The sequence below is a fragment of the Aquipuribacter hungaricus genome, assembly GCF_037860755.1.
Lineage (GTDB): Bacteria > Actinomycetota > Actinomycetes > Actinomycetales > JBBAYJ01 > Aquipuribacter > Aquipuribacter hungaricus.
The window spans coordinates 1-9,749 of the sequence record NZ_JBBEOI010000134.1 but is presented as its reverse complement, the minus strand read 5'-3'; the positions used below and the strand labels follow the sequence as shown (position 1 = coordinate 9,749).

9 protein-coding genes are annotated in these 9,749 nt (G+C 77.3%); 4 read left to right on the top strand and 5 right to left on the bottom strand.

Annotation, left to right across the window (positions count from 1 at the left end):
* From WCS02_RS13385 to WCS02_RS13375, 3 genes are all read right to left on the bottom strand, one after another.
* Nucleotides 1–398, bottom strand: a 398-nt coding sequence (locus tag WCS02_RS13385; RefSeq protein ID WP_340294043.1) for a hypothetical protein, incomplete at its 3' end; no start/stop codon positions are given.
* 81 nt (nucleotides 399–479) lie between these two features.
* Nucleotides 480–1,463, bottom strand: coding sequence for a chymotrypsin family serine protease (locus WCS02_RS13380; protein ID WP_340294041.1), 984 nt, complete (start codon nucleotides 1,461–1,463; stop codon nucleotides 480–482).
* Entirely contained in the window at nucleotides 1,463–2,290 is an 828-nt protein-coding gene (locus WCS02_RS13375) for an alpha/beta fold hydrolase (RefSeq protein WP_340294039.1), read from the bottom strand. The genes WCS02_RS13380 and WCS02_RS13375 overlap by 1 nt, the downstream gene beginning before the upstream one ends.
* A 168-nt stretch (nucleotides 2,291–2,458) precedes the next feature.
* Between WCS02_RS13375 and WCS02_RS13370 the strand changes: the two genes are divergently transcribed.
* Entirely contained in the window at nucleotides 2,459–3,502 is a 1,044-nt protein-coding gene (locus tag WCS02_RS13370) for a sigma-70 family RNA polymerase sigma factor (protein WP_340294037.1), read from the top strand.
* 30 nt (nucleotides 3,503–3,532) lie between these two features.
* Here the strand turns inward: WCS02_RS13370 and WCS02_RS13365 are convergent, their stop codons facing one another.
* Complete coding sequence (locus tag WCS02_RS13365) at nucleotides 3,533–5,908, bottom strand: putative bifunctional diguanylate cyclase/phosphodiesterase (protein ID WP_340294035.1); 2,376 nt, start codon at nucleotides 5,906–5,908, stop codon at nucleotides 3,533–3,535.
* A 281-nt stretch (nucleotides 5,909–6,189) separates the two neighbouring features.
* Between WCS02_RS13365 and WCS02_RS13360 the strand changes: the two genes are divergently transcribed.
* Complete coding sequence (locus WCS02_RS13360; RefSeq protein WP_340294033.1) at nucleotides 6,190–7,815, top strand: glycosyltransferase family 39 protein; 1,626 nt, start codon at nucleotides 6,190–6,192, stop codon at nucleotides 7,813–7,815.
* Between the two features lies 1 nt (nucleotide 7,816).
* Here WCS02_RS13360 and WCS02_RS13355 read toward each other — a convergent pair whose 3' ends face one another.
* Nucleotides 7,817–8,407, bottom strand: a complete 591-nt coding sequence (locus WCS02_RS13355; protein WP_340294031.1) for a histidine phosphatase family protein — start codon at nucleotides 8,405–8,407, stop codon at nucleotides 7,817–7,819.
* A gap of 150 nt (nucleotides 8,408–8,557) precedes the next feature.
* Between WCS02_RS13355 and WCS02_RS13350 the strand changes: the two genes are divergently transcribed.
* Complete coding sequence (locus WCS02_RS13350) at nucleotides 8,558–9,043, top strand: STAS domain-containing protein (protein WP_340294029.1); 486 nt, start codon at nucleotides 8,558–8,560, stop codon at nucleotides 9,041–9,043.
* 26 nt (nucleotides 9,044–9,069) lie between these two features.
* Nucleotides 9,070–9,645 carry a Fur family transcriptional regulator gene (locus WCS02_RS13345; RefSeq protein WP_340294027.1) on the top strand — a complete coding sequence of 192 codons (576 nt, stop codon included), beginning with the start codon at nucleotides 9,070–9,072 and terminating at the stop codon, nucleotides 9,643–9,645.
* The last annotated feature ends 104 nt before the right edge of the window (nucleotides 9,646–9,749 follow it).

Here is a 9,749-nt window from a genome sequence, read left to right as displayed (position 1 = left end):
CGGTCGGCCGCCGCGGTCCGCCGCTCGCCCGAGGTCGGCCGCCGCTCGGCCTGGCGGGCCGGTGCCCGCCCCGTGGAGCGTCGCTCCGCCGTGCGACGGTCGGGACCGGGACGCCCCGCCCGGGCGTCTGCGTCGCTCTCGGGGAGGCCGGGCAGCCCCGCGGTGTCTCCCGTGGCCGGGACCCCCAGCGGGGTGATCCGCCCGACGACCCGCACCTCGACGTCCACGCCGTCCCAGCTGGAGGGGACCTGCGTGGTGTGGGCCTCGTCGGTGACGTCCACGGTCACGACATAGCCGTCGGGCCTGCGGCCGATCCCGATCCCGCCCACGCCGAGCACGGGGGCGAGGCGGGTGCGCAGCTGGTCCTTGGCGGCGCGCGCGGCGTCTCGGTCGCTCACGGGGTCTCCTCGTCGGCGGTCGGCGCGGCACGCGCCTCCCGCCATTGTCACCCCGAGGCCCCCGCCGCGGGGAGCCTGTCCTCAGCGAGCCCCCGAGAGGACCACCCCCAGCGCGTCGAGGACGGTGGAGATGTCGTTGCAGAAGGTCAGCCCCGTGCCGTCCGGGCCGCCGCGCTCGCTGCCCGCGTACAGCAGCCCGACCGCGGCGCCGCCGTCGGCCAGGCGCACGAGCGACCCGCTGTCGCCGCCCCGGGAGAACGCGCCGGCGGTGCCGGACACCTCGATCTGCCCGTCGAAGCGGAGCAGGCCCACCTCGCCGTAGTCGACGACCACGTCGTCCACCTCGATGGCGGTCACCCGGCCGCTGGTGAACCCGGTGGTCCGGCCCAGCTTCTCGACGAGCTCGTCGCCGTCGAGCTCGGCCGTCGTCGTCGGCTGGCCGGCGGGGTCCACCTCGATCCCGGCGTCGAGGCGGGCCAGGGCGGCGTCGACCCGGTTGGCGGCGTCGGCCTCGAGCGGCACCCAGCTGTCGAGGACGCCCACCCTGTCGCGCGCGGTGCCGCCGTCGGCGGGCCCGGGCTGCAGCACGGCGTCGCCCGCCGACGCGAGCCCCGAGCGGGCGATGACGTGCGCGTTGGTGAGCAGCAGCTGCTCCTGCCCGCGGCGGACGACGGCGCCCAGGGTGCCAGCGGTGTCGGCCTCGTGGCAGACGGAGCACCCGGGCACCAGGGGGCGGAGCCGGCCCTGCAGCTGCCCCGGGGTGGGACGGGTCGGCAGCGGGCGCACGGGGCCGATGCCGCGCACGTCGATCTCGCCGTCGCCCACCTCGTCCCTCAGCCGTTCGACCAGCCGCGCGACCAGCGGACCGTCCTCGCGGTAGCGCACCGCCAGGGCATAGCCGCTGCCGGCCGGCGCGGCGCCGAGCGCCACCGGTCCCACGGCCCCCACCCGCGCCCCCGGGGCACCGGCGCGGTCTGCGCCCCCGCCGGGCGCGATGTCCAGGTCGCTCGGGCGCACCCGGGAGAGCCACTCCTGCTTGATGTTCCTCACCGTGTCCAGCTGCATCAGGCGAGACTGTCATCAGGGGCGGACACAGCACCGGTGACCCGCAGGAGGAGCTCGGCGGTGGCCTGCGGCTCGTCCCACGGGGGCAGGTGGCCGGACCCGTCGAGCCAGTGCAGCGTCGCGTCCGGGACCGCCTCGAGGGCGGCCGACGCCTGCCCGGGCAGGCACAGCCCGTCCCTACGGCCCCAGACGATGCTCACCCGCCGCGGACCGGCCGTCCCGGCGGGCACGCGGACGGGGTCGCGCCGCCCGCCGAGGTGGCGCAGCGCGGGGAGGAACCCGTGGGTGTTGCCGAACGTGTGGGTGGCGTCGGCGGTGATCTCCGGCAGCAGCGCCGGGACCGGCGACAGCGGCCGGAGCAGCACGCGCCGTCCCCACGGGTTGCCGATGACGTGGTGCGCGACCGGTCGCAGGGCCGTCACCAGTCCTGTCGCGCTCCAGGCCACCACCCTGAACCACGCGAGACCCCAGGGACCCCAGTAGCCGCTCGGGGCGATCGCGACCACGTCCCCCGTGCCGACGCCGCGCCGCAGCAGCTCCAGCACCACCTCCCCGCCCATCGAGCTGCCCACGAGGTCGGCGTCGAGGAGGTCCTCGTCCTCCAGCAGGTCCGCCAGGTGGTCGGCGAAGGCGTCGATGCTCACGTCGCCGCCGAGGGGCTCCGCCGCGCCGAACCCCGGCAGGTCCATGACGACGACCTCGCGGTGCCGCCGCAGCAGGGGCTCCACCTCGCGCCAGCAGTCGAACGACGCCCCGAGCCCGTGCACGAGCACCATCGGGCGGCCCGCGCCGGAGCGGCGGACCCGGTGCGTGTCGTGGAGGGGCACCCCCCGATGGTCCCTGCTCACGACCCCCCGCGGCCACCCCGCGCACCCCCGGCCGGGTCGACCGGGACGCCCGTGCGGGGCACCCCCCGCCGCCGGGCTCCCGCACGACCCTCGCGTTGTGTCGGGGCCCGGGTCTAGCGTCGTCGCAGGCCACCAGGGAGGACCGCGATGACGCAGCTCGCCGAGCACGGCACGACCACGACGGGTGCCGAGGTGCACGGCCCGCCTGCCCAGCCCGGCGGGATGGACCCCGAGCTCGCAGCCTACCGGGGCGAGCTGACCGGCTACTGCTACCGGATGCTCGGCTCGGTCCACGACGCCGAGGACGCGGTGCAGGAGTGCCTGGTGCGCGCCTGGCGGTCGCAGGCCGGCTTCGAGGGCCGGTCGAGCGTGCGCTCCTGGCTGTACCGGATCGCGACGAACGTCTGCATCGACGCCATCAGCAGCCGGCGCCGCCGGGCCACCCCGCTGGAGATCGGCGGGCCCTCGGCCCCCGTGGTCGGCTCGCTCGCCGACGTGCGCCCTCACGAGGAGTGGCTCGAGCCGCTGCCCTGGCGGGGGGCCTCCCCGGCGGTGACCGATCCGGCCGAGCTCGCCGGCGAGCGCGAGAGCGTGCGGCTGGCGTTCGTGGCCGCGCTGCAGCACCTGCCCCCGCGCCAGCGCGCGGTGCTCATCCTGCGCGAGGTGCTGCGCTTCTCGGCCGAGGAGACCGCCGAGCTGCTGGGCTCCACCGTGGCCTCGGCCAACAGCGCGCTCCAGCGGGCCCGGGCGACCATGGCGCAGCACCACGCCGACCCGCAGCCGCTCGACCCGCTCGACGAGGAGCACCGGCTGCTGCTCGAGCGCTACGTCGACGCCTTCGAGCGCTACGACATCGACGCGTTCGTCGCGCTGCTGCACGCCGACGCGACGCAGAACATGCCCCCGTTCGCCATGTGGCTGCGCGGTGCGCAGGACGTCGGGGCGTGGATGCTCGGGCCGGGGGCGGGGTGCCGGGGGTCACGCATCGTCGAGACCACGGGCGCCAACGGCTGCCCGGCCTACGCCCAGTACCGCCCCGCCGACGACGGGGACGGGCACCAGGCGTGGGCGGTCCACGTGCTCGAGGTGACCGGCGGCCGGATCAGCGCCATCACGTCGTTCCTCGACACGGCGCTGTTCGAGCGGTTCGGTCTGCCGACGCGGCTGCCGGCGGAGCGCACGGGCGGCTGAGGGGCGCGACCGCGCCGGGCAGGAGCGCCGTCAGCGCTGGGCGGCGAGCTCGGTCGAGCGGTCGAGCAGGGCCACCACCGCGTCGAACGCCACCGCCGGCGACCACAGCCAGCCCTGACCGAGGTCCGCGCCGAGCCGGGACATGTCGAGCGCCACGTCGGAGGTCTCGACCCCCTCGACGACGCTCATCATGCCCAGGCCGGCGCACAGCTCCAGCCCTGCCTGCAGGACCGCGCGGGCGCGGGGGTCGCTCCCGGCGGCGACCACCAGCGAGCGGTCGAGCTTGAGCAGGTGGGCGGGGACGCGGCGCAGGTAGCCCAGCGAGGCGTGCCCGGCGCCGAAGTCGTCGATCGCCACGGCCACCCCGAGGCGCACGAGCGCGTGCAGGTGCTCCACGGCGGGCCCGTCCTCGTCGAGCAGGACCGACTCGGTGACCTCCAGCGTGAGCTGGCCGTGCGCGAAGCGGTGCTCGTCCATGACCTCGGTGACCAGCCCGACCAGACGGGCGCTGCGCAGCTGGATGGGCGACACGTTGACCGACAGCCGCAGGCCGCGGGCGAGCAGGCCGCTGTCGGCGGCGGCGCGGGCGGCGGTGCGGAGCACGTGCTCGCCCAGGGCGTCGATCACCCCGGTGTGCTCGGCGGCCTCGACGAACTCCACCGGCGAGACGTGGCCGAGCGTCTCGTCGTGCCAGCGGGCCAGCGCCTCGACGCCGACGACGACCCCCGTCGCCAGGTCGACGACGGGCTGTGCGAGCACCGTGATCCTGCCCTCGGACACGGCCGTCGGCAGCCGCTGCTCCAGGGTGGTGCGCCGCTGGCGTGCGACGCTGCGGGAGGCGTCGTGCAGCACCGGCACGGTGGAGCGGCGCTGCTGGGCCAGCTGCATCGAGCCGACCGCGTCCTCCAGGACGGTGGCCAACGGCCCCGCGCCGCCCTCGGCGCGCGCCACGCCGACGGCGAGCCGGGGGCCGTGGTCGGTGCTGCCGATCCGGACCTGCCGGGCCACGACCGCCTGGACCACCGTGGCCAGCGCGAGGGCGTCGTCGCCGGCACCGACGGGCAGGACGACCGCGAGCTCGTCGCCGCCGACGCGGTAGCAGGGCACGCCGGAGGGCACGCAGCCGCGCAGCGCGTGGCCGACCGCCCGCACCAGGTCGTCGCCGACCGCCCGGCCGTAGACCTGGTTGACGGAGTCCAGGCCGGTGATGTCGAGCGCGACGACGGCGGAGACGTCGGTGGCGGTGACCTCGCGCAGGGCCAGCGAGCTCTGCAGGCCGGTGAGCGGGTCGACCATGACCTGCCGGGTCATCTGCTGCAGCAGCAGCCGCTGCGTGGTGACCAGGAGCACCTCGCGGCCGAAGACGAGGACGACGACGCCCACGCTGAGCAGGAGACTGCCCCGGTCGGTCGTCGGCAGGCCGCTGCCGACGAGGACGACGACGAGCAGCACGCCGGCCAGCGCGGAGGTCACGGTCGTGGTGCGCGCGTCGGTGTCCCGGGTGGCCAGGTCGACCGGGCGCGAGGAGCGCGTCGCCCACGCCCGGAGCCCCAGGGCCATCGGCACCGGCAGGCACAGGTGCCAGAACAGCCCCGCCCCGTGCAGGACCGGCGGCAGCGCCACCCCCAGCCGCGCGGCGACCGTGAGCATGTCGACGCCGGCGAACAGCACGACCGACAGCGCGACGAGCGGCAGCAGCACGCCGCCCGAGCGGACCGCGGCCGTCAGCGGCAGGCCGACCGACAGGCCCGTCCCGAGGACGACGAGCAGCAGCACGGGCCAGCCGGCACCGGTCTGCAGCCCGACCGGCACGACCAGAGACCACAGGCACAGCGACGTGACGACGCCGAGCAGCACGCCGTCCACGACGAGGCGTGTGACCGGCAGGGCGGTGCGGGACACGAGCGGGGCCGCCGCGAACGTGGCCAGGAGCAGCGGCGCGGCGGCGCTGGCGACGAGGTCCCCGGGACCAGGGAACGCCCGGGGGCCGGCCCAGCCGAGCAGGCCGTTGAGCAGCTGACCGAGGCCGTAGGACAGGACCGCGGCGGCGAAGAGGGTGAGGGCGAGGCGCCGGTCCGGGTGGGCCGAGCGTCGGGCGAGCAGCAGCCCGAGACCCGCGGGCACGCAGGCGGCGGCGATGGCGACGCCGGTGAGCACGGTCGCCCCGCGGGAGCCCGCCGGGGCCGCGAGGAGCAGGACACCGGACGCGAGGCCGACGAGGACCGACACGGCGCAGGCGGTCGCGAGCAGCAGCGGGCCCCACCTGCGGGGCCGACCGGGTGCAGCGGCGAGGTCGGTCCGGGTGCGGGCGGCCCCCGTGAGAGCGGTCCCGGTGCGGGCGGCCCTCGTGAGGGCGGTCTCGGTGCGGGCGGTCGAGGTGCGGGCGGTCACGGCTCGGGCGGTCACGGCTCGGGCGGTCACGGCTCGGGCGGTCACGGCTCGGGCGGTGCCGTCGCGGTCGGTCGCGGCGGGGTCGGCAGCAGCACGGGCGGTCCCGGCACGGGTGACCGCAGCGCGGTCTGCACGGGTGCGGGGACGCGGCAGCCGGCCCACGGACGGGGCAGCGCGACGACGTCCCTCCCGGTCCACCTGTGCCGTATCGGCCGGGAGGTGCCCCGTCCTGAGCGCCCCGGGGGTCCGCGATGCGTAGGACGGGGCCGGTCGGGTACCCCGAGCAGGTGACGTCGGTGACCGGGGGGCCCTCCCGTGCGCCCTCCCGGGTCCTCGCGAGGCCGCCGGCGGGGCTGTGGGCCGGTGTCGGCCCCGTGCCCGGGGCCCCGCTGCCGGCGTACGCGCTGCGCGAGGTGGGGGCGGTCGCCGTGGCGCTCGTCGCCGTCCTCCTCGCCCTCGCCGGCCGCTACGGCTACCACCGCGACGAGCTGTACTTCCGGCAGCTGTCGGACAGCCCGGCGTGGGGGTACGTCGACCAGCCGCCGCTCACGCCCCTGCTCGCCCGGGGCGCGATCGCGCTGCTCGGGGACTCCGTGTGGTCCCTGCGGGTACCGGCGGCCGTGCTGCTGGGTGCCCTGGCGCTGCTCCTGGCGCTGCTCGCGCGCGAGCTCGGCGGCCGTCGCAAGGCCCAGGTCATCGCCGCGCTCGGTGCCGCGGGGGCGGGGCCGCTCATCAGCGGGCACCTGCTGCTCACGGCCTCGCTGGACTGGCCGCTGTGGGTGCTCACCGCGTGGCTGGTCTGCCGCGCCGTGCTGCGCGGGGAGCCCCGGGTGTGGCTGCTCGCGGGCGCCGTCGCCGGGCTCGGGCTCTACAACAAGCACCTCGTCCTGCTGCTGCTGCTCGCCCTCGCGGCCGGGCTGCTGGTCTCCGGCCCGCGCCGGCTGCTGGCGACCCGCTGGCCGTGGCTGGCCGCGCTGGTCGCCGTCGTCGTCGGCTCGCCCAACCTCGTCTACCAGATGGTCAACGGCCTGCCGCAGCTGCAGATGGCGGGCTCGCTCACCGGCGCCGCGGCGCGCTGGGTGTTCGTCCCCGGCCAGCTGCTGTCGGTCGGCCCTCCTGGGGCCGTCGTCTGGGGCGCCGGCCTGGTCGCACTGTGGCGGAGCCCCCGGCTGCGACCGGTCCGCGCGTTCGGCACGGCCTACGTGGTCGCGGCCGTCCTGCTCCTGCTGGTGGCCGGGCAGTTCTACTACACGACCGGGTTCCTGCTCGTGCTGTACGCGGTCGGCTCCGTGGCCGCCGAGCGGTGGCTCGAGCAGGTCGGCGGCGCCGCGCGGCGGCTGCGGACGGTGCGGCTGCGCCGGCTGCTGGTCATCAACGTCGTCACCTCGGCCCTCGTGGCGCTGCCGCTGCTGCCCGCCTCGGTGCTCGCTCTGTCCCCGGTCCCGCTGCTCAACCCCGCCGTCGGGGACCAGGTCGGCTGGCCCCGCTACGTCGCGCAGGTCGCCGAGGTCGTCGACGCCCTGCCGCCGGGGCAGCGGGCGCGCGCGGTGCTCGTCGCCGAGAACTACGGCGAGGCGGGGGCGCTCGACCGGTACGGCCCCGACCTGGGCCTGCCGCCGGTCGTCAGCGGGCACAACGCCCTCCACGAGCTGTCCCGCCCGGCCGAGGGCGTCACCACCGCTGTCGTGCTCGTCCAGGGCCACGGCCAGGGGCACGTGAGCGAGGAGCTGCTGCGGCGCTCGTTCGAGTCCTGCACGCTCGAGGCGCGGCTGGACAACGGCGTGGGCGTGGCCAACGAGGAGCAGGGCACGGCCGTCGTCGTCTGCACCGACCCGGTGGCCTCGTGGGCCGAGCTGTGGCCGGACTTCGCCTACGTCGGGCTGTCGACGTTCTGCCAGCCGTGCCGGCGGCTCGGTCTCTGACCTAGCGCAGGTGCGCGTCGTCGTTCCACGACTGCACGACCCGGTTGGCGTGCTCGTAGCCGAGCTCGCTCACCGTCGCGGTGCCGAGGGCGAAGTGACGGCCGCCGTCGGCGGGCATCCCGAGCCAGCGGGCGGCGAGGATCCGCAGCATGTGGCCGTGGGCGAAGACCGCCACGTCGCCTCCCGCCGCCTCGATCCGGGCAATCACCCGGTCCGCGCGCTCGCCGACCTGGGCGACGGTCTCGCCGGTCCCGCCGACCGGGTGCGTCCACACCGTCCAGCCGGGGGTGCGCTCCTGGATCTCGGCCGTGCTCAGGCCCTCCGCGTCGCCGTAGTCCCACTCGGCGAGGTCGGGGGTGAGCTCCGCACGGTCGGCGAGACCGGCGGCGCGGCAGGTCTCGACGGCCCGGCCCAGCGGGCTGGACAGGACGAGCGCGTACTCCCGCCCGGCCAGCGTCGCCCCTGCCAGCCGGGCCTGCTCGCGGCCGACCTCGGTGAGCTCGATGTCCGTGCGGCCGGTGTGGCGGTGCGTGCGGCTCCACTCGGTCTCGCCGTGGCGCACGAGCACCGCGACGGGCCGGGGGGTGCTCACGCGGACCGGGAGGGCTGGGCGTCCATGCGCACAGGCAACCGCACGGCGGCGCCCGGCGCGAGGGGCTGCCGGTGCGTGGGCGCCGCAGGGTCGGGGTACCCGGTCCTGACGGTCCCGGCCCCGCGGACCCGGACCGGCAGGAGGAGGCACGTGAGCGACCCCGCGCCCGCCCTCCCCGACCAGCCCCTGTCGCCCACCGGGCCCCGGCTGCTGCCGCCGCGGTCGGTGCCCGGTCTCGTCGAGCTCGACGTCGGTACCCGGCTGGACCCGGCCGAGGCCGTCAGGCTGCGCCGCGCGGTGGCTGCGCTGTGCGACGACCACGCGCTGGTGGGGCTCCGGGTGGACCGGGTGGTGGCCTTCGACGCCGCCGGGCTCGGCCTGCTCCTGGGCCTGCACCGGCTGGCCCGGGCCAAGGGCGCCGGGCTGCTCGTCGTCGGCCCGACCGACCGGCTGCTCACCGCCCTGCGCCGGCGGGGCCTGCACCGGGTGCTCGTCATCGAGACGCTGACGGAGGACCGGGCACGGCTGGCCGTCACCGCTCCCGGTCCGGCCGGGGCTGCCGGTCCCGCCGGGGCCGCTGGGGCCGCCGGGGCCGACGGGGCCGACGGGGCCGACGACGGACCCGGGCCAGGGTGAGCCGGGCGCCACGGCACACTGGGCCGGTGCCGCACCCCCTGTCCCCCGCCGACGAGCAGGCGCCCGCGGGGGCCAGCACGCTCGACGGGGAGCAGGGCCGGGACAGGCCGCCGGGGCCAGCCCACCCAGTGCACACGGTCGACGCGCCTGCCGAGCAGGTCGTCGCCGAGGTCGCCGAGTTGCTGCGGGCGCGCGGCGAGCGCATGACCGGGCCCCGGCGCGCAGTCCTCCTCGTCCTCGCCCGCGACGCCGGCCACCACGCGGCCGAGGACGTGGTCCGTGCCGTCGCCGCGCTCGACCCCGGCGTCCACCGGGCCAGCGTCTACCGGACCCTCGAGGCGCTCGGCGAGCTCGGGGTGCTGCAGCACGTGCACGTCGGGCACGGCGGCACCGCCTACCACCTGCTCCGGCGCACCGACCCCCACCTGCACGCGTCGTGCCGCTCGTGCGGGGCCGTGACCGACCTGCCGGGCGACCTGCTGGACGACGTCGCGGCGCGGGTCCTCGCCAGCGACGGGTTCGTCCTCGAGCCCACGCACGTCGCCCTGTCGGGCACGTGCGCGCGCTGCGCCGGGGAGGCCCGGGGGCACGGGCCGCACTGACGGGGCCCGGGTGACGCGACCGCCACCCAGGTCAGGGGCGGGCGGGCACGTCGACGGCGCGGTCCTCGGCTGCGGCGCGGTCCTCGGCTGCGGCGCGGTCCTCG